Source organism: Devosia enhydra, from assembly GCF_900119845.1.
GTDB lineage: Bacteria > Pseudomonadota > Alphaproteobacteria > Rhizobiales > Devosiaceae > FPKU01.
Window position 1 is genome coordinate 466376 of sequence record NZ_FPKU01000003.1, and the last position, 22511, is coordinate 488886.

The 22511-nt window shown below is 66.7% G+C and carries 21 protein-coding genes and 1 tRNA gene; 6 read left to right on the top strand and 16 right to left on the bottom strand.

Going from position 1 to position 22511, the window contains the following annotated elements; translation table 11 throughout:
* Nucleotides 1-59 precede the first annotated feature (59 nt).
* From BT183_RS17040 to BT183_RS17070, 7 genes are read right to left on the bottom strand one after another with little or no spacing between them, the layout of a single operon-like run.
* A complete protein-coding gene (locus BT183_RS17040; RefSeq protein ID WP_210185497.1) occupies nucleotides 60-587 on the bottom strand; it encodes a YcnI family copper-binding membrane protein in 528 nt (175 codons plus the stop codon).
* Between the two features lie 51 nt (nucleotides 588-638).
* On the bottom strand, nucleotides 639-1028 hold the full coding sequence (locus BT183_RS17045; RefSeq protein WP_143145863.1) for a hypothetical protein: 390 nt from the start codon (nucleotides 1026-1028) through the stop codon (nucleotides 639-641).
* A 21-nt stretch (nucleotides 1029-1049) separates the two neighbouring features.
* Nucleotides 1050-1742, bottom strand: coding sequence for an ABC transporter ATP-binding protein (locus BT183_RS17050; RefSeq protein WP_072345731.1), 693 nt, complete (start codon nucleotides 1740-1742; stop codon nucleotides 1050-1052).
* Nucleotides 1735-2529 carry an ATP-binding cassette domain-containing protein gene (locus BT183_RS17055; protein WP_072345733.1) on the bottom strand — a complete coding sequence of 265 codons (795 nt, stop codon included), beginning with the start codon at nucleotides 2527-2529 and terminating at the stop codon, nucleotides 1735-1737. The genes BT183_RS17050 and BT183_RS17055 overlap by 8 nt, the downstream gene beginning before the upstream one ends.
* On the bottom strand, nucleotides 2529-3392 hold the full coding sequence (locus BT183_RS17060; protein ID WP_072345735.1) for an ABC transporter permease: 864 nt from the start codon (nucleotides 3390-3392) through the stop codon (nucleotides 2529-2531). The genes BT183_RS17055 and BT183_RS17060 overlap by 1 nt, the downstream gene beginning before the upstream one ends.
* A complete protein-coding gene (locus tag BT183_RS17065; protein ID WP_072345737.1) occupies nucleotides 3389-4375 on the bottom strand; it encodes an ABC transporter permease in 987 nt (328 codons plus the stop codon). The genes BT183_RS17060 and BT183_RS17065 overlap by 4 nt, the downstream gene beginning before the upstream one ends.
* A 7-nt stretch (nucleotides 4376-4382) precedes the next feature.
* Nucleotides 4383-5918: an ABC transporter substrate-binding protein gene (locus BT183_RS17070; RefSeq protein WP_143145864.1), complete on the bottom strand. Its 1536-nt coding sequence runs from the start codon at nucleotides 5916-5918 to the stop codon at nucleotides 4383-4385.
* Nucleotides 5919-6100: 182 nt separating this feature from the next.
* Here BT183_RS17070 and nikR point away from each other — a divergent pair, with 182 nt between their 5' ends.
* On the top strand, nucleotides 6101-6595 hold the full coding sequence (nikR, locus tag BT183_RS17075) for a nickel-responsive transcriptional regulator NikR (RefSeq protein ID WP_072345741.1): 495 nt from the start codon (nucleotides 6101-6103) through the stop codon (nucleotides 6593-6595).
* A gap of 346 nt (nucleotides 6596-6941) precedes the next feature.
* A complete protein-coding gene (locus BT183_RS21185) occupies nucleotides 6942-7070 on the top strand; it encodes a hypothetical protein (protein WP_280173935.1) in 129 nt (42 codons plus the stop codon).
* A gap of 153 nt (nucleotides 7071-7223) precedes the next feature.
* Here the strand turns inward: BT183_RS21185 and BT183_RS17080 are convergent.
* Both BT183_RS17080 and BT183_RS17085 read right to left on the bottom strand, forming a co-directional pair.
* Nucleotides 7224-7297 (bottom strand) — tRNA-Gly (locus BT183_RS17080).
* 36 nt (nucleotides 7298-7333) lie between these two features.
* Nucleotides 7334-8527 carry a hypothetical protein gene (locus BT183_RS17085; RefSeq protein ID WP_072345743.1) on the bottom strand — a complete coding sequence of 398 codons (1194 nt, stop codon included), beginning with the start codon at nucleotides 8525-8527 and terminating at the stop codon, nucleotides 7334-7336.
* Nucleotides 8528-8631: 104 nt separating this feature from the next.
* On the opposite strand from BT183_RS17085, the gene BT183_RS17090 reads away from it, so the two are divergent.
* Nucleotides 8632-10263 (top strand): glycosyltransferase, encoded by a 1632-nt coding sequence (locus tag BT183_RS17090; RefSeq protein WP_072345745.1) that lies wholly within the window; start codon nucleotides 8632-8634, stop codon nucleotides 10261-10263.
* Nucleotides 10264-10432: 169 nt separating this feature from the next.
* The gene (locus tag BT183_RS17095; RefSeq protein WP_072345747.1) at nucleotides 10433-11683 is read left to right on the top strand and encodes a D-amino acid dehydrogenase; all 1251 of its coding nucleotides are present in this window, start codon (nucleotides 10433-10435) and stop codon (nucleotides 11681-11683) included.
* 11 nt (nucleotides 11684-11694) lie between these two features.
* Here BT183_RS17095 and BT183_RS17100 read toward each other — a convergent pair whose 3' ends face one another.
* Nucleotides 11695-13545 carry a glycosyltransferase family 2 protein gene (locus tag BT183_RS17100; protein WP_072345749.1) on the bottom strand — a complete coding sequence of 617 codons (1851 nt, stop codon included), beginning with the start codon at nucleotides 13543-13545 and terminating at the stop codon, nucleotides 11695-11697.
* A 151-nt stretch (nucleotides 13546-13696) separates the two neighbouring features.
* Between BT183_RS17100 and BT183_RS17105 the strand changes: the two genes are divergently transcribed.
* Nucleotides 13697-14527 carry a transporter substrate-binding domain-containing protein gene (locus BT183_RS17105; RefSeq protein ID WP_072345751.1) on the top strand — a complete coding sequence of 277 codons (831 nt, stop codon included), beginning with the start codon at nucleotides 13697-13699 and terminating at the stop codon, nucleotides 14525-14527.
* A gap of 45 nt (nucleotides 14528-14572) precedes the next feature.
* On the opposite strand, the gene BT183_RS17110 is transcribed toward BT183_RS17105, so the two are convergent.
* Genes BT183_RS17110 through coxB form a run of 3 tightly spaced genes read right to left on the bottom strand, consistent with a single transcriptional unit; the run spans nucleotide 14573 to nucleotide 18074 of the window.
* Nucleotides 14573-14917 carry a hypothetical protein gene (locus tag BT183_RS17110; protein ID WP_143145865.1) on the bottom strand — a complete coding sequence of 115 codons (345 nt, stop codon included), beginning with the start codon at nucleotides 14915-14917 and terminating at the stop codon, nucleotides 14573-14575.
* Nucleotides 14914-17376, bottom strand: coding sequence for a cytochrome c oxidase subunit I (gene ctaD, locus BT183_RS17115; protein ID WP_084603628.1), 2463 nt, complete (start codon nucleotides 17374-17376; stop codon nucleotides 14914-14916). The genes BT183_RS17110 and ctaD overlap by 4 nt, the downstream gene beginning before the upstream one ends.
* 44 nt (nucleotides 17377-17420) lie before the next feature.
* Nucleotides 17421-18074: a cytochrome c oxidase subunit II gene (gene coxB / locus BT183_RS17120; RefSeq protein ID WP_244545370.1), complete on the bottom strand. Its 654-nt coding sequence runs from the start codon at nucleotides 18072-18074 to the stop codon at nucleotides 17421-17423.
* A 42-nt stretch (nucleotides 18075-18116) separates the two neighbouring features.
* Between coxB and BT183_RS17125 the strand changes: the two genes are divergently transcribed.
* Nucleotides 18117-18665, top strand: a complete 549-nt coding sequence (locus tag BT183_RS17125; protein WP_084603679.1) for a DUF2231 domain-containing protein — start codon at nucleotides 18117-18119, stop codon at nucleotides 18663-18665.
* Here BT183_RS17125 and BT183_RS17130 read toward each other — a convergent pair.
* Genes BT183_RS17130 through BT183_RS17140 form a run of 3 tightly spaced genes read right to left on the bottom strand, consistent with a single transcriptional unit; the run spans nucleotide 18646 to nucleotide 22468 of the window.
* The gene (locus BT183_RS17130; protein ID WP_072345759.1) at nucleotides 18646-19143 is read right to left on the bottom strand and encodes a CopD family protein; all 498 of its coding nucleotides are present in this window, start codon (nucleotides 19141-19143) and stop codon (nucleotides 18646-18648) included. The two genes, BT183_RS17125 and BT183_RS17130, sit on opposite strands and share 20 nt — an antisense overlap.
* On the bottom strand, nucleotides 19140-19904 hold the full coding sequence (locus BT183_RS17135; RefSeq protein ID WP_244545371.1) for a cytochrome c oxidase assembly protein: 765 nt from the start codon (nucleotides 19902-19904) through the stop codon (nucleotides 19140-19142). The genes BT183_RS17130 and BT183_RS17135 overlap by 4 nt, the downstream gene beginning before the upstream one ends.
* A 17-nt stretch (nucleotides 19905-19921) precedes the next feature.
* On the bottom strand, nucleotides 19922-22468 hold the full coding sequence (locus BT183_RS17140) for a membrane-bound PQQ-dependent dehydrogenase, glucose/quinate/shikimate family (protein ID WP_072345761.1): 2547 nt from the start codon (nucleotides 22466-22468) through the stop codon (nucleotides 19922-19924).
* Between the last annotated feature and the right edge of the window lie 43 nt (nucleotides 22469-22511).

Genomic DNA, 22511 nt, shown 5'->3' on the forward strand with positions numbered 1-22511 from the left:
CTGGGGGCAGACGCGGACCAGAGGACCCGCGTCTGCTTCAAACGCAGCGGTAGTGCGGCTTAGTGGGCCGGGGTGCCGGCGGGAACGAGCTCGAGGCTCGGGGCCGGCATGTCGGCGCCGGCTTCGCCCGTCACGTCGATCCAGGCTTCCTCGCCATTGGCGCATTCCTGGATGGCGGGGAAGTAGAACTTGCCCGGGGTCAGCGAGGAGGCGAAGGTGCCCCGGAAGACGAATTCGTCATACCACTCATTGGGCAGGTTGCCGTCCTTCCAGACGATCTCGCGAACGCCCTCGGTCACCTCTGTGCCGTGATTGTCATAGGCGTTCTCGTAGGGGCCGGTGACGGTCTCGAGCGTCCAGCCGGCCTTGGGCATCGGCTTGACCGCAAAGAACCCCTCGGGGATCTGGATGCGGACGACATTGGTGGCCTCGGTGCCGCAGCCATGGGGAACGCGCACCACTGCCTTGTAGGAAGAACCTACTGCGGCCTGACGCACTTCGAGCGTCACATGGGCGAAGGCAGGCGCGGAAACGGAAGCGAGAGCGACAGCGGCGAGGGCCGCGCGGGTAACAAGACGGATCATCATGATCTCCAGTCAAAAAAGGTCTGATAGCGGGCAACGGGTACCCGGATGCGATCAGGCCGAGACTGGAGGGGCTCTCGATTGGGCGAAATGTGCCGCCACCGCAGGCGGGGCAAGCGGCTGGGGCAGCTCGAAACGGATCGGGGACGACAGCACGGGCGCTTCGAGCCGGATCGCCGGCGGCAGCACGGCGACGAATTCCTGCTTGGAGACGCCGGTCGCAGGACAGGTGAGCGCGGCAGGCGTCGTTGGATCGCCATCGTCATCCACGGCCAGCGGGGCGCAGATGGTCCAGGCGCCGACGGTTTCGTAGCCGATCGTGGCAAGGTCGCGCTGGAGACCGGCGGCCTGATGCAGCGGCAGCAAAAGCGTCAGGACATAGATGGCCAGCACCGCGACGGCGGCGCCCATCTCCCTGACGATTGCATGCGATCTCTGCGACATCACGCCTCCAGCGCAAGCTTCCTATGCTGGAAGGTTTGCCGGCTCAAGAGGCCATTTGCCGCATTGGGGCGAACCGGCATTGCCTATGGCTTTCGTGGCGCTGCCGGACACCGGCAGAAGCCGGCCGGCTTCAAGATGCAGGCGGCGCGTCGCAACCCTCTCCAGCAGCGCATCGCCATGGCTGATGGCCAAAATGCCGAGGCCGGCGCCGGCCCGCGCCTGCAGGGCCTGCCAGACCTCGACCTGCGTGATGGGATCGAGCATGGCGCTCACCTCATCCGCGACGAGATACCGCGTCCTTGGCCCCAGCGCGCGCAGCAGCACCACGCGCTGCAACTCGCCGCCCGAGATTTCGTGCGGATAGCGCTCGAACCAGCGTCGCGAGACGCCGAGCTGGTTGCGCAGTGCCTCATCGACAGGCCCGGCTTCATCGAGGATGGCGCCGATGCGCCAGCGCGGATCGACTGAAAGATAAGCCGCCTGATGCACATATTGCACCGGCGACCAGCCCTTGGCGGGGGCCGCGCCATCGACCAGCACCGCGCCGCTGCGGCTGGTGAGGTACCCCGCCAAAAGCCGCGCCAATGTCGACTTCCCGCATCCCGACGGCCCCGACAGCCCGACGATCTCGCCGCGCCCCACGCCGAGCGAGACGCCACTGAGCACGGGCGCCGCCCGGCCATAGGCAAAACTGATGTCGCGGGCCTCAAGCATCGACCGGCTCCAGCCCGAAGCCATTTTCAGGCATCGCCCGCCATAGGGCCCTGGCATAGGGGCTCGCAAGTGCCGATCCATCGCCCGAAAAGGCGGCAGCCGGTGCGATGCCCTCGAGGTGGCCATCGCGCAGGATGGCGACGCGATCGGAGACCGGTATGGCCTGCACCAGATCATGGGTGATCAGCAGCACGGCTCGGCCCTCATCGGCGAGGCGGCGAAAATAGCCGAGCACCAGCGCGGCGTTGTCGGCATCGAGGCCGCTGATCGGCTCGTCGGCCACCACCAGATCGGGTCCCCCGATAATGGCCATGGCCAGCATCAGCCGCCGCGCCATGCCGCCCGAGAGCGCATGGGGAAAGGCATCGAGCACCGAAGCGTCGAGATCGAACCACCCCAATGCCGCCTCGAGGCCGGAGCGATCGACTGGGCGCCCGGCCCGCCGCGCCGCCCAGCCCAGTTGCCGGCCGCACCGCACCAGCGGATCGAGATGGCTGATCGATTGTGGCACGAGCCCCATCTTGCGGCCACGCAGGGCCGGCAGCGTCTGAGCCTCAAGCGCAATGCCATCGAACAGCATCCGGCCCGAAACCAGCGCATTGGGCGGCAGCACGCCGAACAGCGCATGGGCCAGAAGGCTCTTGCCCGCCCCCGATGCGCCCACGAGAGCGAGCACTTCGCCCCGCGCAAGGCCGATTTCGAGCGGCCCCAATGCCCTTACATCGACCTGGGCCAAAAGCCCGCGATAGCGCCGGAACCCGACCGTCAGCGCCTCGATCGCCAGCATCAGAGCTGCCCCTGCCGCGGATCGGCCAGAAGGCGCAGGCCATTGCCGATGGCATCAAAGCACAGCACCAGCATCAGCAGGCACAGGCCGGGAAAGAGCCCCAGCCACCATTTGCCCGCCATCAGATAGCGCAGGGAATCGGCGAGCAGGACGCCGATGGCGGGCCGGCTGGGTTCGAGGCCGAAGCCGAGAAAGGTCAGCGCGGCCTCATGCAGGATGGCATGGGGAAACAGCAGCACCAGTCCCACGAGGATCTGCGGCCAGAGATGGGGCAGGATATGCCTGAACCCGATATGGCCCCATGACCTGCCCATCCGGCGAGCCGCGATGATGAAATCGGCCTGCCGCAATTGCAGGATTTCGGCGCGCAGGATGCGGGTAAGACGCGGCCAGTGCGTCACCGCCACCGCGATGATCACCGCCGTCGTGCCCCCGCCCAGCGCAAAGGAAATCAGGATCAGGAGTACCAGATGCGGCAGGCCCATCGCCGTATCAACGAGAAACGCCACCACCGCATCGGCCCAGCGCCCGCAGGTGGCAGCAAAGATCGCCAGCGCTGTGGCGATAACCACGGAGATCGATGCGGCCACGAGCCCCACCCACAGGCTGACATTGAGCCCATGCACCGTGCGCGCAAGCATGTCGTGGCCGAACGGATCGGTGCCGAACCAGTGGGCCAGCGACGGCTCGGCGAGGCGGGCGGAAAAATCGGGCGCGATGCCGAGACTGCCCAGCATCGGCGCGCCGATGGCGATGCCGGCGATGAGAACGAGCCCGAGCAGCGCCGCCACGAGCGTCCACACCCGGTTGCCCAGCCGCGCCGGGCCCGGGCTCGCCACGGGGAGATCGATGGCCTCGCTCATTTCACCACCACCCCCGCCATGCGCGGATCGAGCCGGCTATAGAGCAGGTCCGCGATCATGTTGCCGGTGACCACGAAAAGCGTCAGGAACAGCGCCAGCGCCAGAAGCAGCGGCACGTCGCCGCGCAGGCCCGCTTCCACCGTGGCGTTGCCGAGGCCGGGATAGGCGAAGACCTGTTCAGCCAGCACCGAGCCGCCGAACAGTTCACCGAGCGAGGCGAACAGCACCGTGATGGCGGGCAGAGCGGCATTGCGCGCCCCGTGCCGCAAGGCCACTTCGAGTTCAGAGGCGCCCTGTGCCCTTGCATAGATCGCGTAGTCGGACTGCATGATCTCGACCATCTTGGCGCGGGTATGCAGCGCGATCTGCGCCACCCCCAGCACCGTCAGCGCCACGAGCGGCAGCATGAGATGATGGAGCCGCTGCCATGGCGTCACGTCCTGCGGCAGCACGCCGATGGGTCCGGCGCAGCACACCGGCGTCCATCGCAGCCCGACCGAAAAGACGATCAGCAGCACGATGGCCAGCCAGAAGGTCGGCGTGGCGGCAAGCACGAACGCATAGAACCGGATGACGCGATCGAGCCAGCTGCCCGGAAACGCGCCGGCGAGCACGCCCAGCCCGAAGCCCAGCACCCCCGAAAGCAGCCAGGCCAGCCCCATCAGCGGCAGGGAGGCGGCGAACCGGCTCGCCAGCACCTCCGCAACCGGCGCGTTGTACGTCATCGAAAAGCCGAGATCGCCACCGAGCACGGTGCCCGCCCAGGTGCCGAACTGCACATAAGGGGGGGCGTCGAGCCCCCATTTCTCGGCGATCAGCGCCCGCTGTTCGGGCCCCACCCGCGCGATATCGGCGCCCAGATAGGCATCGACCGGGTCGATGGGTGACAGCTTCAGAAGCGCAAAAGCCAGCACCGCAACGGCAGCCAGCACCAGGGCCAGCCGCACAAAGCGCGACAATAGGGAGCCGGCAAGGGCGGTCACGGCGATCCTACGGGCAGGTCCATGTCCAGCTCTCGATCAATGCGGTGATCGGCCAGCCATGGCCATGCGGCTCGGTCTGCGTGGCACCGATATTAAGGCACTCATCGACATAATAGATGTGATCGAGATTGACGAGCCAGGCCCAGCCGGCATCGCCTTTGGCCCCGAACCCCGTCGTCCCGTCCCACTCGGCCTTCTGCCAGTGCGGATAGGAGGCCTCTGGGCTTTCGGCACCCTGCGCGGCGGCGAAATGCGCATCGACCGCGGCATTGGAGAAAAAGCCGGGATTGTAGAACGCCACCCCGCCATAGGTGCTGGCATAGAGGCTGTAGATCTCGAGCGGGGAGTGGCTGCCCCAGCCAAACAGCACCGGCTCGGAATGCATCACCGCCTCGATCCGGTCCCAGCTGAGCCCCCTGGGCGTTGCCGCGATGCCCAGCCCGCGCAATTGCTCGGCAAGCGTTATGGCGAGGGCACGCCGGGTGGAATCGGAGGCCGGATAGTTGATCGGGAACGCCGACTTGACACCGGCCTTTTCGCGCACGCCATCGGCGCCCGGCAGCCATCCTGCCGCATCGAGCAGCGCGGCCGCAGCCGCCGGATCAGGGGTGATCGCCGCCTCGGGATTGGACCACGGCAGGCCATCGGCGGGCCCGAAGGCGGGCGTGCCGTGCCCCAGAAGCGCAACGTCGACAAGCTGCTGCCGGTCGATGCCAAGATTGATGGCGCGGCGTATGGCCGGGTCGGATGTGACCGCGTTGCCGATGGGGGCGCCGGCGGGCGAAACGCGGCCGGTCGCGGGCGGCATCGGAAAGGTGAGGCCGCGATTGTCCACCGAAGCCACCACCACCTGCCGCATGCCCTGCGGCGGCAGGTCGGCGGCCGAGGCCGGCACCGCCACCATGTCCACCTGCCCCGCCTGTGCCGCAGCCAGGCTCGTATCCTCGGCGGTAAAGACGAAGGTCAGGCGCGAAAACGGCAGGGCCGGGCCATAGTAATGCGGATTGGCCTCGACGATGAGCTGTTCGCCCTCGGTCCACGAGACGAGGCGATAGGGGCCCGAGCCGATGGGCGCGCGCGCATAGCCGGGCCCATAGCCCGCCTCGGGCACGATGCCGAGGGTATAGAAACTGTCGGCAAAGGTGATCCAGGGCCGTGACAGCCGGATCTCGACCGTTTGGTCATCCAGCGCGGTGGCCGCTTCCAGCACCCCGAGATCGAGCGCACCGCTGGCCGCCTTGGCGGCGTTGAAGGTGAATGCGACGTCGCGCGCGGTCAGCGACGTGCCGTCCGAAAAGCGGACATCGTCGCGCAGCGTGATGGTCCAGACGCGCCGGTCCTCCGACAGGCGCCATTGGGTGGCAAGGTCGGGCACGGTCGCCAGATCGGCATCGCGCTTGAGCAGGGTGGACTGGAACAGCGGATGACCATACCGCCCCCAGCCCAGGAGCGGATCATAGCCGCCCTCCGGCTCGCCCCCGATGGCGAGAACCAGGGCATCGCGAGACGCCGCCACAACCGGCACGATACCGGCGCTCAGCATGGCTACGCTCACTAAGCCCACGGCGACCAGGCCCCTGCCGACAATTGCCTTGGCCATCCCCCTGCCCCTATACCAGTTCATGACGGTACCGATTTCGGTCAGCCCTGCTGACCCACAACGACCGAACCCTAGGCGACACAAAGTATGATGTCTAGGCCAAAACATCATACGGAGACAGCATCATGCAACGCGTAACGGTCACTCTCGACGACGAACTCATGGCCGAGATCGACCAGCTGATCGCCCAGCGCGGCTATCAGAACCGCTCCGAAGCCATCCGCGATCTCGCCCGCGCCGGGCTGCAGGCGGCTGCCAGCGATACGGGTTCGGACGCTGCATGCGTGGGGGTGCTGAGCTATGTCTACGACCATGCCGCCCGCGATCTCGCCCGCCGGTTGACGAGCACCTTCCACGACCACCACGACCTCACCATCGCCAGTCTGCATGTGCATCTCGATCCCGAGAATTGCCTTGAAGTCGGCATTCTCAAGGGCCCGATGGCGCAGGTGCAGCACTTTGCCGACCATGTCATCGCCGAACGGGCGGTGCGCCATGGTAGCCTTCAGGTGGTCCCGGTCGTGGCGGGAGGTGAGCAGAAGCACTCGCGCGGCGAGGGCCACGATCACGGTCACCATCACGGCGAAGATCACGGCCACGAGCACGATCACGAGCATTGAGACGATGGCCGCGCGGGCGCCAAGACGCCGCGCCCTAAGCTGATGCGTCGGTTCGGCGAGACGGGATGACGGCCGCAGGTCCCGTCGCGCCCAAGGGAGGAGGGAAGACGCGACGGGATCGGCGCTGGCAGACAGAGACCCGCCCAGTCGCTCGGATGCCGACCGACGGCGTAATCTTTATAATATCTAGTGACCAAGTCGAGTATTGCTGTTGCGTCGAGCAGCGCTGCGGGGGAAAATCCTCCCCCGGCATGCTGCGACACCATCACGCCCCGCATGTCGTTGTAGACCGGCTCGATAGAATATACGAGGTGCCGATCGATGCTCCGTTGGATAGAATTGGCGCATGCTGACCTTTGCATTGGGGCCCTTGACCCGCGGCACCTTCTTTGAGATCGAGGCCATGCCCGACATCCGCGTCCAGGCATCCCTCCTCGCCGAACGCCTCAAGTCCGGTGGGTGGGAAACGGCCTAGCCGACACGGCCGGATGCGCTGTCGGCTAGACCTCAGCTCAGCGTCACACCAAGTCCGAGAGAACAAACACGCAAGGACAGAGCGCCTTGTGCCGCTTCAATGAAACGCGGAAACGCTCCAGGGCGCGATCCAAAATCGATGTCGGGGGAGGATTGGAGCGGGTGAAGGGAATCGAACCCTCGTCGTAAGCTTGGGAAGCTTCTGCTCTACCATTGAGCTACACCCGCCAGTGGCGCGATAGATGCGGCAAAACCGGGCGCGCGTCAAGCCGGGGAGGCAGCCTTTGCCGGGCGACGCATGGAGGTGACCTCGGGCAGCGTCGCTGCCAGCACCGGATCGCGTTCGAGCCCCGAAAAATCGGGCTCCGAACCTGTCCGGTCTTCCTTCCAGCCGGTGTTGATGCCGCGGAAATGCCAGAAGAATGCGCCCCCGGCATAGCGCTTGGCCAGAAGCGGCCGGCCTTCGATCCAGTGCCAGTAGGGGTGCACCCCCAGCCGTTGCAGCCAGGGCCGCGTCGGCTCGATGGCCCATTTCCCGGCCCGGCAGAAGCGGGCCTTGGCATTGCGCAGGCGGAACGGGAAATCGGCGTGGTCGCGCGGCTCTGTGCCCGGCTCGGGCACCGGCTCCACCCACTGCCCCTTCATCGCCAGAAGCCCGTGCGATGTGCCCCGCGCCAGGGCATAAATGCTTGCCCCATCCGGGGCATAGGCGAGTTCGTCGATATCGCAATTGAGAATCGCCTCGGCCTTCGCCCCGAAGCGCCGCAGCAGCACGCCCATGCTGGCGATCTGGAGAAAATGCGCCCAATAGGGGTCCACCGACACAGCCGGATCGGTGCGCCCGAAGGCCCACGGCCAGGAGGGTGTGGCCACAACCTGCACCCCCGGCACGCTCGCCAGCGTCTCGGCGATATTCTCGGTGCCATAGCGGCGCGAGCCATTGTCGAACACCACCACCGCGTCGGTGCCATGCTGGCCGGCATGGTGGGCCGCCCAGAAGCGGATCCAGTCGAGGTCGTTGTCCTTGTTCATCGTAAAGAGGATGCGCCGGCCGGCAAAGGCCGGCACGAGGCTACGCCCCGGTGGAGCCTGCATCTCCATCCCCGCCATACTGACGGCAATGGCGGTGGTATCGGGCGGCACGTCCATGAGCGCGGTGGTCATCACCGAAAGCGACCGATAGCGGCGTGCCTTGAGCGCGCGTCCGGACGGCAGTGCGGTGAAGCGGGCCCCTTTGTAGAGCCCTTTGAGGTTGACCGGCGGCGGCCCCACCATCAGCACCCGGCGCCCATCGGCATGCCAGAAGATGTCGTAATAGAGCGCGTGCGCCTCGAAGGCGTCGAGAAAGTCTGCGGGCCGCGGTCGCTTGTCGAGCCGCGGCCGGCGCGAAATGCCGGCGTCGCGGGGCAGGAACAGCGCCGACGGCGCCGCATCGATCACAAGCGCGGGTTCAGCCACGACGGGCGCCCCGCGCTGCGCAGGGATGTGCAGGCGGCGCCCCTAGTGGACAAGCAGGACCGCCAGAGGCTAGAGCTTGCCTGGCTGCGCGCGAGGCACTTTGCATGAGCATTCCGAAAATCTTCCACTTCACCTGGAAGGGCAGCAGGCTGCCGGCGAAGATGGCAGCGATCCTCGAAAAGTGGAAGAGCCTGCATCCCGATTGGGAGTTCAGGTTCTATGACGATGCGGGCTTGCGCGATTTCGTCGCCCGCGAATTCCCCGAGCAGCTGGCGCTCTATGATGCCTATCCGCGCGCCATCCAGCGCGTCGATGTGTTTCGCTACATGGTGCTGAGCCGGGTGGGCGGGGTCTATTCCGATCTTGATGTCGAGCCCTACGAGGCGATCGATACGCTCGCCGAGGAGAGCGCGTGCTTTCTGGGCATCGAGCCGCAGTTCCACATGCGCAAGTCCTACAACCAGAACGGGCTGCCCTACCTCCTCTGCAACGCCTTCATGGGCTCCGAACCCGGCCATCCGTTATGGGATCATGTCATCGCCATGCTGCCCAGATGCCAGCATGGCGAGGTGCTGACCAGCACCGGCCCGTGGTTCCTGACCGGGGCTGGCCTCACCGCCCCCGATGCGGCGCGGCCCGATGTGCTCTCGCCCGATTACTGGAGCCCCATCACCTATGATGGCTCCACCGACAAGCCGACGCAGGACTTCATCAGCACCATCGCGCGTCGCTTCACCGTGCGCGGTTTCGGGCAGGAGCCGATCTGTTCCCATCTCTGGCACCAGACCTGGGTCGGCTTCGGCATGAAGGACTGGAACGAGAAATCCATCGTCAAGGCGCCGAGCCGGCTCAAATGGCGCTGGCGCAAATGGCGCCACCCCGAGATCGAAACGATGGCGCAGAGCTTTCCCCATGTCCGGGCGGACTATGACGAGCAGTCGCTCAAGCCGGTCGACACCCTGCCCCGCATACGCATCGCAACTCCCGTCAAGGATGCGGAAGCCTTCCTGCCGGCCTGGAAGGCGCTGGTCGAAACCATCGACTATCCGCCCGAGCTGCTGAGCGTGCATCTGCTCGTGTCCGACAGCGTCGATGGTACGCTCGCCGCCTGCAAGGCCATCGCCGCGGAGTGGTCGGGCCGCTTCGCATCGGTGGAAGTCACCGAGCAGAATTTCGGCTTTTTCCTTGGCAAGACGCCGCGCTGGCGCCGCCGCATCCAGTTGCGCCGTCGCGGCATATTGGGCGCCTGCCGCACCGCGATGGCCAAGCGGGCCGCCGAAATCGCCGATTACTGCCTCTTCCTCGATGTCGATCTCACAGAGATGCCGCCCGATGGGCTGCGAACAATGCTCGCGGCGCGGCGTCCGGTCGTCATGGCCAATTGTCTCGACCAGGAGGGCAAGGTGTTCGACCAGAACGCCTTTCTCTATGTCGAGCGGCCCGATTTCTATTATCTCTATCGCTATGGCGCGCTCGAGGGGCTGTTGCAGCCCCCTTCCGGCAACCGCCGCCACTACCTGCCAGACCTTGCCTATCTCAACATCACCCCGCTCGATGCGGTGGGCGGCACCATGCTGCTGGTGGATTGCGATGTCTTCCGGGCCGGCGTCGTCTTTCCCTCCGAGCCCTACAAGCTCCATATCGAAACCGAGGGCTTCGGGCTGATGGCGCGCGATCATGGCTTCGAGGTGTGCGGGCTGCCCGGCCTCATCGTGGTACATCCGCGCCACGATTAGCGCAGCGGCCTCCCGCGCCGCCAAATCACGCGGAAGGCGATTTGGCAGCAAAATCATCCAATCCCGCGTGACGGCTGATCCGTAGCAAGGGTGGGCTTTTCTCGCGGCAAGGTTTTGTCTGGTCTGCGGAGCCTGTAGACTTCGCGCCGGGGGCGCTCAGGAGTTTGGCATGAACATCTTGATTCTCGGCAGCGGCGTTGTCGGGGTCACATCGGCCTGGTATCTCGCACAGGCCGGCCACGCGGTTACCGTCATCGACCGGCAGCCGGGACCGGGGCTCGAAACGAGCTTTGCCAATGCCGGCGAAGTGTCGTTCGGCTATGCCTCGCCCTGGGCCGGGCCGGGCATTCCGCTCAAGGCGTTGCGCTGGCTGACGATGGAGGACGGTCCGCTGCTGATCCGTCCGCGGCTCGATCCGGCCATGATGCGCTGGGGCCTGCAACTGCTCGCCAACTGCACCCATGCCGCCTATGAGCGCAACAAGGGGCGCATGGTGCGGCTGGCCGAATACAGCCGCCTCAACCTTCGCGACCTGCGCAGCCAGACCGGCATCGCCTATGACCAGCGCATGCAGGGCACGGTGCAGCTCTTCCGCACGCAAAAGCAGCTCGATCATGCCGAGGAGGATATCGCCGTTCTGCGCGAGGCCGGCGTGCCCTTCGAGGTGCTCGATCCACGCGGCGCCATTGCCGCCGAGCCTGGCCTCGCCACTGCTCGGGCGCCGTTCGTGGGCGCGCTGCGGCTGCCCAATGACGAGACCGGCGACTGCAAGATGTTCACCGAGCGTCTTGCCGACCTCTGCGCCGAGGATGGCGTGAGCTTCCGCTACAACGAGACCATTCTCGGGCTCGAGCAATCGGGGGGCGCCGTGACGGGGGTGAGGACCGACCGCGGGCTCACTACCGCCGACATCGTCATCGTGGCCCTCGGCAGTCATTCGCCCGGCCTCGTCCGCCCTCTCGGCATCGACCTGCCGGTCTATCCGGTCAAGGGCTATTCGCTGACCGTGCCGATCATCAATGCCGATGTGGCGCCGGTCTCGACCGTCATGGACGAGACCTACAAGGTGGCTACCACGCGGCTGGGCGATCGCATCCGGGTGGGCGGCACGGCGGAACTCGCCGGCTACGATCTGACCCTCGATCCCAAGCGGCGCGGTCCGCTCGACCGCTCGCTGCGCGACCTCTTCCCCGAAGCCGGCGATCTCTCGCGCGCCAGCTTCTGGTGTGGCCTGCGGCCGATGACGCCCGATGGCACGCCGGTGATCGGGCCCACCAGCGTCAGGGGCCTCTATCTCAATACCGGCCATGGCACGCTGGGCTGGACGCTTTCGGCCGGCTCGGGCAAGCTGATCGCGGACCTGATTTCGGGCAAGACCCCCGAAATCGAGCATCAGGATTTCGCCATCAGCCGCTACTGACGCTCTTGGCGTTACTGACGCTCCTGGCGCAGGCGGGACTGGCCATGGCTGGTCTTGGCCCAGAAATAGGGGCGGGTCAGCAGTTCGAGGGCGGCGCGCAGGGCCGCCCACGAATGCAGCAGCCAGTAAATGGGCAGCAGCAACTGCCAGCCGATCACGCCGCGCTGCCCCAGCCGCCAGAGCCCGACCATCGCCACGATCAGCGCCGCGCCATAGCCGGTGGCCGCTACCGCGAGCATGGCGAGGCCCCAGCCATCGGTGGGCGCAAGGCTCAGCCGTCCCGTCGCGAGCCCCATGAGCGCGCTGACGAAAAAGAGCGTGTGCAGCAGCGCCGAGAACATCATCGAGCCGACATAGAGCTGGAAGGCGACAAAGCCCGTCCAGCCGATATCTCCGAGAAAAGCCTTCGGCCTGCGGTTGTGGACGATGAAGGTCTGCATCCAGCCCTTAAGCCAGCGGGTGCGCTGGTTCATCCACGCGCCGAGCCTGATCGGCGCCTCCTCGCCGGTGCGGGCCGAAAAGGTTGCGGTGCGATAGCGCAGCCGGGCCATGCGAACGCCCAGATCGGCATCCTCGGTGACATTATAGGCGTCCCATCCGCCCAGTTCGCGCAGCGAGCGGACGCGGAAATGGTTCGAGGTGCCGCCCAGCGGCATGGGCAGGCGCAACCGGGCCAGAAGCGGCAGCACGAAGCCGAACTGGCCGGCATATTCGCCTGAAAACAGCGCCGTCAGCGGGTTTTCGGCGGCATTGTCGATGACCAGCTCGGCCTGCAGGCAATCGAGCCCGGGATCGGCGGCAAACAGCGCGGCGGCCCGCCGTAGCTGGTCGCGATCGGGAATATCCTCGGCATCATAGACCACCAGCAGCGTCCCCCGCGCCAGCGGCAGCGCGTAATTGAGCGCCTTTGGCTTGGTCAGGGGCTCGGCATCGGGCACCAGCACGAGCCCGAAGCGCGGATCGCCCAGCCCCGCCTCGACGGCGGCGATCGTCGACCGGCTCGTCGTTTCGACCACGAAGGTGATGTCGAGCTTTTCGGGCGGATAGTCGATCTCCGACATCGCCTCATAGAGCAGCGGCACCATATGGGCTTCGTCCCGCAGCGGGATGAGCACCGAATAGACCGGCAGGTCGGCATCGGCCATCCCCTGCGGCTCGGGTCCGGGAGCCACGGGTGCCAGCACGGCATAGAGCCGGAAAAGGGCCGGAACGAGCAGGATGAGGCAGAGCAGCGGCAGCGCCAGGGGCGCATAGACGAGCGGCAGGGCCGCAACGAGCCCCGCCAGCAGCACCAGCGCCAGCACGAAGAGGATGCGGGCCCTCAGCGTCAGCACGAAATCGGCGCTGGCCTCGGGCCATCGCCGCGAGAGCCGGCAGCGCGCTTCGGAGAGGAGCGTCTCCCCGCCCACCGCCACGAGCCGGTTCTGCAGCGCACCGGGCGGCACGAGGCAGGTGTGGCGAAAGACGTCGGGGCTGCGCGCACAGGCCCGTCTCAGGATGACGAAGCCATCGAAGCGCGGCGCCATGTAGGACACGTCGCGATCGTAGAGCTTGGTGCCGATGATGCGCACATCGGCCAGCGAATCCAGCCCCGGCAGGGTCACCGGCGCCCCTTCGGGAATGGGCGGCACGGCGGGAAAGAAGGTCAGCCCCGCCCAGTGCGCGGCGCGGCCATGGGCGTCCTCGTGGCTGATGCCGGCCCGGTGGGCAAGATGATCGATCGGATCGACCCCGAGACGCCGCGCATCGGCCAGCACCGCCAATGCGGCGTCTGTGGTTGCCAGATGCGGAGCAATCGCGAGCAGCAGTTCAACACGTTCAGCGTCCGAAACGGAGCCGGTCTGGTCAAGAAATTTCAGCAATCAACACTAGTCTCCCCCGGCTCGACTATGGCCTGTACAATCATTCGGGCTCAAGCCTCTTTTTGTATCGATACGAGAAAAGCTCTCGCGGCACCTCGCATCCGCTGCCCGGCTGGGGCATAAGGGGGGTCTCTCGACGTCGGACCTCCCCATGCGCGCATTTCGCACGGTTTTCGGCCTGCTGTTCACGGTGCTGGCCGCCCTGCTCGCCCCGGCGCCGCTGCTTGCCCAGAACCTGCCCTATCACATCGATCCTTCGGCGCGGGACGTGCAGGCCGACCTGTCGGCCGTGCCCGCCATCCGCTTCCTCACCACCGCCGATTACCCGCCCTTCAATTACCGCGACGCGACGGGCGAGCTCGTGGGCTTCAATATCGATCTGGCCCGCGGGCTCTGCGCGGCGCTCGAGGTGGCCTGCACGGTGCAGGCCTGGCCGTGGGACCAGGCGGCGCGGGCGCTCGAGGACAATCAGGGCGACGTGCTGATCGCCGGGCTCGGCATCACGCCCGAAACTGCGGAATCCTTTGCGTTTTCGAGCATCTACCTTATGTTTCCCGGCCGCTTCGTCATGGCCGGCACTCCGGTCTCGGCCTTCGATCCGGCCAGCTTTGCCGGCCGCCGGGTCGGGGTGCGCGAGGGCTCAGCCCATGCGCAATTCCTCACCCGCTACCTGCCCGCCATCGCTCAGGTGCCGTTCGAAACCGAAATCGCCGCGCTCGATGCCCTCAAGGCCGGCGCGGTCGATGCGGTGTTCGCGGATGGCTTGCGCGCCTCGTTCTGGCTCAACGCCAATCTCGAGTGCTGTCATTTCGCCGGCGAGGCCTATTTCCGCCCCGACCTTTTCGGGCCCGGCATGGCCATGGCGGTGCCCGAGGGTCGCGATGCGGTACGCGTGGCGCTCGATGCCGGCCTCATCCGCATGAAGCGCTCCGGCGCGCTCGACGAGCTCTATCTGCGCTGGTTCCCGGTGAGCTTTTACTAGCGCTTCCAGCCGAAGCGGGCAGCGGTTCGGCGTCCGGAAGCGCGCTCAGATGCAGGTCGAAAGCGCGAAGACCGGCGCGAAGGTGAAGAGCGTCGCGCCCAATGCGGCAAGGCTCGCCCAGTAGCCAGCCCTTAAAATCAGCCCCTCCCTGCCCTGCGTCTGCCTGCCGACCTCCCGGCGCTGGGCAAGCGTCAGTGCCCCGACGCCCGCCAGCGTCGCGGCAAGCACCAGCACCAGCATCAGACGCTGGAGCGTCAGCGGCTCGCTGCCAAGCAGATGCCACCCCATGGCACAGCCGACAGCATTGAGACCGTAAAGCGCCACGAAGCCCAGCGACCAGAGGACGAAGCCCGCAATCAGCGGCATGAGGCCGGCGCGCATCGCTCTCATCGCAGCACCTCGGCCATGGCCGGCACGCCCAAAACCAGCGCCAGCGCGACGAGCCCCGTCACAACCGTGAAATCGGCCCAGGCCCGGCCGAGCCGGAAATCGACATTGCGGATCGCCGAGACGAAGCCGCCACCGATCCGCAGCATGGTGTTGATCGAGAGCAGGCACCCCACCCCGCAATGCACAATGGCGTACAGGATCAGCGCGAGGCAGACCGCCCCGGCGGCATGCGCCGTCGGATCGGGCAGGTTGAACCCGAGCAGCACGAGCGCAACGATCGCCCCGGCATGGAGCAGCAGGGCCGCTCCGACAGGTACCATCGGCGATCCCCCGGCCCCGTTGACCGCCTCGGCCCGCCGCCGCACCAGGGCCGCCACTACCATCGCAAGGCCGGCCGCTGCGGCATAGGGCCAGAGCGCCGCGCCCGCCTGCGGTCCCGGCCAGCCCGGCGCGATGACCAGCAGGAACAGCGCTCCGAAGGCCAGGGAGGCAAAAAGCGCGGCGTCGACGGCGAGCGAGGCCAGCGTGCCCCACCAGACCGGGCTCGCCCCGACTTCGTCGGACACCGGCACCGCCTCGCCCTCTCCGATATCGATGGGCCCGGTATCGCGCTTCTGTCCGATTTCGAGCGGCCAGAGCAGGAACATGCCGAGCACGCAGAGCGCCGCCGCAGCGGCCAGCCAGTAGAGCTTGAAGAGCAGCCCGAGGAAGACGACGCCCGTGACCAGTGCCGTGATCAGCGGCAAAAAGGTCGGGCGCGGGAGCACGATGACCTGGTCGGGCTCGCCCGTCATCATGTCCACCCCCAGCGTCTCCTGCCGCCCCAGCCGGGTGAAGCCGAGATAACCGCGCCCCGCCGCGATCTCGGCGCCCATGCGATGGGGTTCGAGCTGGTCGGCGCGCCGGTCGATGCGGGGGATGGCGGCAAAATTATAGGCCGGCGGCGGGGTCGGCATCGCCCATTCCAGCGTGCCCGCCTGCCAGGGATCGCGCCGGAACGGCAGTCCCAGCCGGAATTGCAGCACGATATCGACGAGGATCAGCACGAATCCCGATGTCAGGATGAAGCCGCCCACCGAGGACAGCAGGTTGAGCCAGTCCCAGCCGAAATTGCCCGGATAGGTGTAAATGCGCCGCGGCATGCCCATGAGGCCGGTGAGGTGCATAAGGAAAAAGGTGAGGTTGAACCCGATGAAGATCAGCCAGAAGGCCGGGATCGAGAGTTTGAACACCGGCAGCCGGCCGGTGAAATGGGGCAGCCAGTAATAGGCCGCCGCCAGCATCGGGAACACGAAGCCGCCCACCAGCACATAGTGGAGATGCGCGACCACGAAATAGCTGTCATGGGCCTGCGCGTTGAACGGCACCATGGCGAGCATCACCCCGGTCAGCCCGCCCATCACGAAGACGATGAAAAAGCCCGCTACATAGAGCATGGGGATGTCGAAGCGCGGCCGGCCCTGCGCCAGGGTCGCGATCCAGGAAAAGATCTGCACGGCGGTGGGTATGGCCACGAGCGCGCTCGCCGCCGAGAAGAACGCCAGCGCCAGATGCGGAATGCCCACCGTGAACATGTGGTGCACCCAGAGCCCGAAGGACAGGAACCCCATCGCCACGATGGCCGCGACGATGGCGCGATAGCCCACGAGCGGAGTGCGCGCGAAGGTCGGGATGATGGTCGAGAGCGCCCCTGCGGCGGGCAGGAAGATGATGTAGACTTCCGGATGCCCAAAAAGCCAGAACAGGTGCTGCCAGAGCAGCGCATCGCCACCCCGCGTGGGGTCGAAGAACGGCAGGTCGAAGGCCCGCTCCATCTCGAGCAGGATCGAGCCCAGGATCAGCGGCGGAAACCCCACCAGCATCATGCCGGCCGTCACCAGCATGTACCAGGCAAAGATCGGCATCCGCGCCAGCGTCATGCCCGGCGCCCGCATCTTGAGGATGGTGACGGTGATCTCCACCGCTGCCGTCACCGCCGAAATCTCGACGAAGGTGATGCCCAAGAGCCAGACATCGGCATTGATGCCCGGCGTATAGGGCCGCGAGGACAGCGGGGTATACATGAACCAGCCGCCATCGGGCGCCACGCCCATCAGCATGGCGACGAGAATGATGCCGCCTCCGAACAGATAGCACCAGAAGCCGTAGGCGGTGAGCCGCGGGAAGGCGAGATCGCGTGCCCCGATGAGCTTGGGCAGCAGATACATCGCCAGCCCCTCGAACATCGGGATGGCGAAGAGGAACATCATCACCGTGCCGTGCATGGTGAAGATCTGGTTGTATATTTCGGGCCCGACAAAGGCCGAATGCGAGGTGGCCAGCTGCGCCCGGATCAGCATCGAGAGAACGCCGCCGACCGCGAAAAAGAAGAACGCCACGACGATGAAGCGCCGGCCAAGGATGTTGTGGTTGACGGCCGCGAGCCGCTGAAGCCCCGGTCCCGTCCCCCAGATGGCCATCAAGGCGCGATGCAGCGCGATGGGCGAGCCGTGATGGTTTGGTGTCACGGGTCAACTCCCAATACGGTCGCCAGCGTCTCGGCGGGGTGCGCCTCGGCCATGAAGCGCATGATGGTGTGGCCGGTGCCGCAGAACTCGGCGCAGACGCCATGATAGCTGCCCGGCCGGTCGGCCAGGAGGCGGATGATGTTGGTATGGCCCGGTATTGCGTCGATCTTGCCCCCGAGGCGGGGGATCCAGAAGGCGTGCACCACATCGGCCGAGGTGACCACGATGTCGACCGGCTGCCCCGCCGGCATGTGCAGCACGTCGGGTGTCGGGGCGGCGCCGGGCAGGTCGGGATAGGAGAATACCCAGCGCCATTGCTCGGCCCGCGCCTCGATGCGCATCGGCTGCGGCGTGCCGGGCTGGGGCAGCAACCGCTCCCCGAGCGCGAGCGCCGTCGTCACCAGCGCCGTAAGCACGAGGGCGGGCATCACGAGCCCGAGCCAGAACACGAACCGTCCCGGCTCCATCCGGGCGATGAGGCCGGGACGCCGGTAGCTTGCCCAGAGCAACAGCGCTACAAGCAGAAAGAGCACGACCGAGCCGGCCAGCATCACCCACCACAGCGTCGCGACCGACCCGGCCGCTGGGCCCGCGACATCGAGGGTGGAGAGCGGGCCGGTGCAACCCGAAACCATGGCAGCCGTTGCCAAGGGGAAAAGCCGGCCTGGCGCCTTGATCGAAGGGGGAAGACGATGAGCGAAGATCCGACACGCGAACTGGAAAAGCAGGAAGAGCGGACCGAGGAAGCCTCGTCCGATCATGCCAGTCCGGTGCTGCGCGCCGTGGCCGAAAAGGATATCGGCTCGGCCATCGCCGTCGCCGGCCATCCGCTCCATGCCATGATGGTGCATTTCCCCATCGCGCTCGTGGTGGCGACGCTGGGCGCCGATATCTTCTACTGGTGGAGCGCCGATCCCTTCTGGGTCCGGGCCGGGTTGTGGTCCGCGGGCTTCGCCTTTGCCTTCGGGGTTGCCGCCGCCATCGTGGGCACGGCCGAATTGCTGCTCGTGCCCGGCATCAGGGTGCGGGTGGCGAGCTGGAACCATGCGATTGCCGCCATGGTGCTGATCGCCATTGCGGGCGCCAATTGGGGCCTGCGCCTCAACGTGCCCGATGCGGTTCTGCCCCATGGGCTGATGCTGTCGGTTCTGGCCGCGCTCGTCACCGGCATGGCGGGCTGGCACGGCGGCAAGCTGGTCTTCGATCACGGGGTCGGGCTCCTCATCTCATCCAGGAAATGAGGCCGTCCGCCATTTCGGCGAGATGACCGGGTTCGAAGAGATCGTGAAAAGGCTCCTGCCCGACGAATTCGGGCTTGCCCAGCACCAGCGTCAGGATGGCGGTGATGACGAGCGCGGCACACGAGGTCATCGTGCCGGCAAGCCAGCCGGGATAGCGCTTGCCCTCCTCGAACAGCGACAGGATCCTGAGGCCGAGCAGCACGTGGATCACCATCATCAGGGCAACGGCCAGGAGCTTGAGGCTGAACCAGGTGGTGAAGGTCTCGCGATAAAAGATCAGCGCCGTCCCCGTTCCGATGGCGAGGAAGGCCGCCGGCGAGATCGCCACCACATAGAACCTGCGGGTGAAGGCATGGATGCGATGCAGCGCCTTGTCGCTCGCGCCGTTGCGCTGCCTGTAGAGGAAGGGCAGGCTCAAAAGGCCTGCCGACCACAGCGCGATGGCGATCACATGGATCGATTTGAGCGCGATGATCATCGGCCCTCCCCGCGCAGCGGCGCCGTGCCCAGCACGCGCATCAGCACCACGAGCGCACCGGCGAGATAAGGCAGCGCGCCGGGCACCCACATCATCAGCCCCGCCAATTGCTGGTCGGCAACGGCCGAGAGCGCATAGGCGGCGGTCGTGTCCAGATGCGGCGCATAAAGCGGCTCGGGCGCGAAGGTCAAGAGCGCCCCCAGAAGCCCCATCTGCATGCTCGCGGCCACGAGCCCGCCGATGGCGGCGGCCGGGCGCGCAGTTCTGTCGAGCATGCCGGCCCAGAACAGCATGGCGCTTGTGAGCAAGCTCGTCTGCATCAGCCAGTAGACGGCATCATTGCCCAGCGCCACGGCATAGGCGTCGGGCACGTGCCAGAGCCAGAAGAGCCCGGTATGAGCGAGAAGAAGCACCGCCCCATGCGGGCTCGCCCAGCGGCGCAGGGCCTCGGGCAGGCCGAGCGCCAGAAGCGGCGCCGCAACTGCCACCAGCAGCAGGTGATGGGCGACGCGCGCCGAAAACAGCGCCACCGTCAGCGCGCAGAGCGGGCTCACGAAGGCAACGGCCAGCACCGCCCAGCCGGCAGCGAACTGCATCTGGGCGCGTGCGCTGGTTCGAGCCAGCCCCAGATAGAGCCCCAGCCCCAGCGCCAGGGCGGCCAGCAGCAGCGGATCGAAATTCCAGCGCGACCAGAGATCGGCAAGCGTCGGTGGCGGCCCGCAGTAACTGGCCCCGCCCATCAGGGCATCGATCTGGTTCATCCCCCAGCCCCCGGCAATCAGCTGTTGCCGGGCAGCGCGTAGGCGATGAAATAATCGCCGACCGGGGTCTCCATGAAGTCGTGGCCGCCCGCATTGATCACCACGATCTGCCGCCCGCCGGCCTCATAGGTCATGGGGGTCGCCTGCCCGCCGGCGGGCAGCGTCACCTGCCACACCTCTTCGCCCGTCTCGATGTCGATGGCGCGGAAAATGTCGTCGGTGGTGGCGCCGATGAAGAACAGGCCGGTGCTGGTAATCAGCCCGCCGCCATTATTGGGCGTGCCGATTTCGAGCGGCAGCATCGAAGGAATGCCGAAGGGCCCATTCTTGCGCGCCGAGCCGAAAGGCCGGTCCCAAAGCACTTCGCGGGTGTTGAGGTCGATGGCCGCGATCCCGCCATAGGGCGGCTGCTTGCACAAGAGCCCCGTGAACGGCACGCGCCAGCCGGCATTCACCCTGATGCCATAGGGCGACAGTGCCTGCGGGCTGATGCTGCCATGCGAGCCCGAACCGGCCGAGGCGTCGTAGTCTGGGTCGGTGATCGGCACGATGCCCATGGCATCAACCTCCTCGCGCGGCACCAGCTGGTTGTAGTTGGGCATGTTGTTGTAATTGGTGATCATGATCCCCTTTTCGGGATCGACGGCCACCCCACCCCAGTCCACCCCGCCATTGTAGCCGGGGAACTGGATCCACGGCCGGTCGACGGTCGGGGGCGTATAGACCCCGTCATAGGCGGCCTGCCGGAACTGGATGCGGCACCAGAGCTGGTCGAGCGGGGTGGCGCCCCACATGTCGGCCTCGGTCAGGTCGGGCTTGATCAGGTTGGGGAAGTCCGTGACATAGGGCTGGGTCGGAGACAGCCGCTCGGGCTCCACCCCACCCTGCGGGGCCGGCCGTTCCTCGATGGTCACCAGCGGCTCGCCGGTGCGGCGATCCAGAATATAGAACTGCGCCTGCTTGGAGGGCATGATGATGGCCGGCACTGGCCCTTCCGGGGTCGGGAAATCGACCAGCGTGCCCTGCCCGCCCAGATCATAGTCCCAGATGTCGTAATGCACCGTCTGGTAGTGCCAGGCGACATCGCCGGTTTCCACGTCGAGCGCCACGATGGCGGTCGAATAGGTGTTCTCGGCCTCCGAGCGGTCCCCGCCCCAGTAATCGACCGCCGAATTGCCCATCGGCAGGTAGACGAGGCCCAGTTCGTTGTCCGCCGATGCGAGGGTCCACATGTTGGGCGTGCCCGGCGTATAGATCTCGCCCTCTGGCGGCAGGCCCTTCTCGCCCGGCCGGTCCATGTCCCAGGCCCAGTTGAGTTCGCCCGTCAGCACGTCGAAGCCGCGGATGACGCCCGAGGGCGCCTCGCGGGTCTGTCCGTCGCTGACCTGGCTGCCCACCACCAGCACGTCGCGCACGAGCGTCGGCGGCGAGGTCGGGGCATAAAAGCCCGGCGCCGTGTCGCCGATGCCTACCAGCAGGTTGACGATACCGGCATTGCCGAAATCGGGGCAGAGCTGGCCCGTCTCGGTATCGAGCGCGATCATGCGCGCATCATGGGTCATGAAGACGATGCGCGCGGCGCAAAGATCGGTCGGGGCCGCGGCGGGGTCGGCGAAATACACCTGGCCCCGGCACGAGGCATTGTAGCCGATCGCGTCCGTCGGGGTCTGCGGGTCATAGGTCCAGAACTCGGCGCCCGTCGCTGCGTCGATGGCGCTGACCTTATTGAGCGCCGAGCACAGGAACAGCCGGTTGCCGATCTTGATCGGGGTGTTCTGGTTGCCGAAGGGCTCGTCGTTTTCCGGCAGGTCGCCGGTGCGGAATTCCCAGATCTTTTCGAGCTGCCCGACATTGTCGCGGGTGATCTGGCTCAGGGGCGAATAGCGCGTCGCGTGATTGTTGCCGCCATAGGCGAACCAGTCCTCCCCGACGATGGGGTCCTCATAGACCACGGGCGTCGCAGCGATCTCCTGGGGCACCCCCGAGGTCGGCACCTCGGGCACGATTTCGCCTTGGGGCGCGTTGGCTTCGCCCTGGGGCGCGGTGGCCGGGGCCGGCTCCACCTGCGCCGTACCGGGGGCGCCGAGCGTCTCCTGGGCGCGCAGGGGATGATTTTCGGTATCGATATAGAGCGTCACCGCCGCCATGCCGCCCACCGCCACCGCGATGGCTGCGGCAACGCCCGAGCGGCGATCGAGCGGCGGCACCATGCGGCGCAGGCCGGGTATGGCGAGCAGCACGAGCACGAGAACGATGCTGGGGGCCAGGAGCCTCGGCACCTGCGCCCACGCATCGAGCCCGGATTCCCACAGCGCCCAGGCCAGCGTCACCGCAAAGGTCAGCAGATAGACCCAGACCGCCGCCATGGAGCGCCACCCAAGGTAATAGGCCGTGACCAGCAGCCCCAGCCCGGCGAAGGTGTAATACCACGACCCGCCCAGCGTCATCAGCCAGATGCCGCCGGCAAAGATCGGCAGCCCGAACAGCACCAGCACCGCTGCAAGCAGGTAGATGGCGAAATGGCCGATGCGGGTTCTCGTCGAAGTCGTGTGAAGTCTTGCCATGCCGCATCTGCCCCATGCTGAATGCCCCGGCGCCCACATTTGT

Coding starts and splice junctions, on each gene's coding strand:
- BT183_RS17090 (WP_072345745.1), top strand. CDS start 8,632: ATGAGCATTCCGAAAATCTTCCACTTCACCTGGAAGGGCAGCAGGCTG.
- BT183_RS17135 (WP_244545371.1), bottom strand. CDS start 19,904: ATGAACCAGATCGATGCCCTGATGGGCGGGGCCAGTTACTGCGGGCCG.
- ctaD (WP_084603628.1), bottom strand. CDS start 17,376: ATGGCCATCTGGGGGACGGGACCGGGGCTTCAGCGGCTCGCGGCCGTC.
- BT183_RS17140 (WP_072345761.1), bottom strand. CDS start 22,468: ATGGCAAGACTTCACACGACTTCGACGAGAACCCGCATCGGCCATTTC.
- BT183_RS17070 (WP_143145864.1), bottom strand. CDS start 5,918: ATGCTGAGCGCCGGTATCGTGCCGGTTGTGGCGGCGTCTCGCGATGCC.
- BT183_RS17055 (WP_072345733.1), bottom strand. CDS start 2,529: ATGCTGGCGATCGAGGCGCTGACGGTCGGGTTCCGGCGCTATCGCGGG.
- BT183_RS17040 (WP_210185497.1), bottom strand. CDS start 587: ATGATGATCCGTCTTGTTACCCGCGCGGCCCTCGCCGCTGTCGCTCTC.
- BT183_RS17095 (WP_072345747.1), top strand. CDS start 10,433: ATGAACATCTTGATTCTCGGCAGCGGCGTTGTCGGGGTCACATCGGCC.
- BT183_RS17060 (WP_072345735.1), bottom strand. CDS start 3,392: ATGAGCGAGGCCATCGATCTCCCCGTGGCGAGCCCGGGCCCGGCGCGG.
- BT183_RS17045 (WP_143145863.1), bottom strand. CDS start 1,028: ATGTCGCAGAGATCGCATGCAATCGTCAGGGAGATGGGCGCCGCCGTC.
- BT183_RS17130 (WP_072345759.1), bottom strand. CDS start 19,143: ATGATCATCGCGCTCAAATCGATCCATGTGATCGCCATCGCGCTGTGG.
- BT183_RS21185 (WP_280173935.1), top strand. CDS start 6,942: ATGCTGACCTTTGCATTGGGGCCCTTGACCCGCGGCACCTTCTTTGAG.
- BT183_RS17110 (WP_143145865.1), bottom strand. CDS start 14,917: ATGAGAGCGATGCGCGCCGGCCTCATGCCGCTGATTGCGGGCTTCGTC.
- BT183_RS17050 (WP_072345731.1), bottom strand. CDS start 1,742: ATGCTTGAGGCCCGCGACATCAGTTTTGCCTATGGCCGGGCGGCGCCC.
- nikR (WP_072345741.1), top strand. CDS start 6,101: ATGCAACGCGTAACGGTCACTCTCGACGACGAACTCATGGCCGAGATC.
- BT183_RS17105 (WP_072345751.1), top strand. CDS start 13,697: ATGCGCGCATTTCGCACGGTTTTCGGCCTGCTGTTCACGGTGCTGGCC.
- BT183_RS17125 (WP_084603679.1), top strand. CDS start 18,117: ATGAGCGAAGATCCGACACGCGAACTGGAAAAGCAGGAAGAGCGGACC.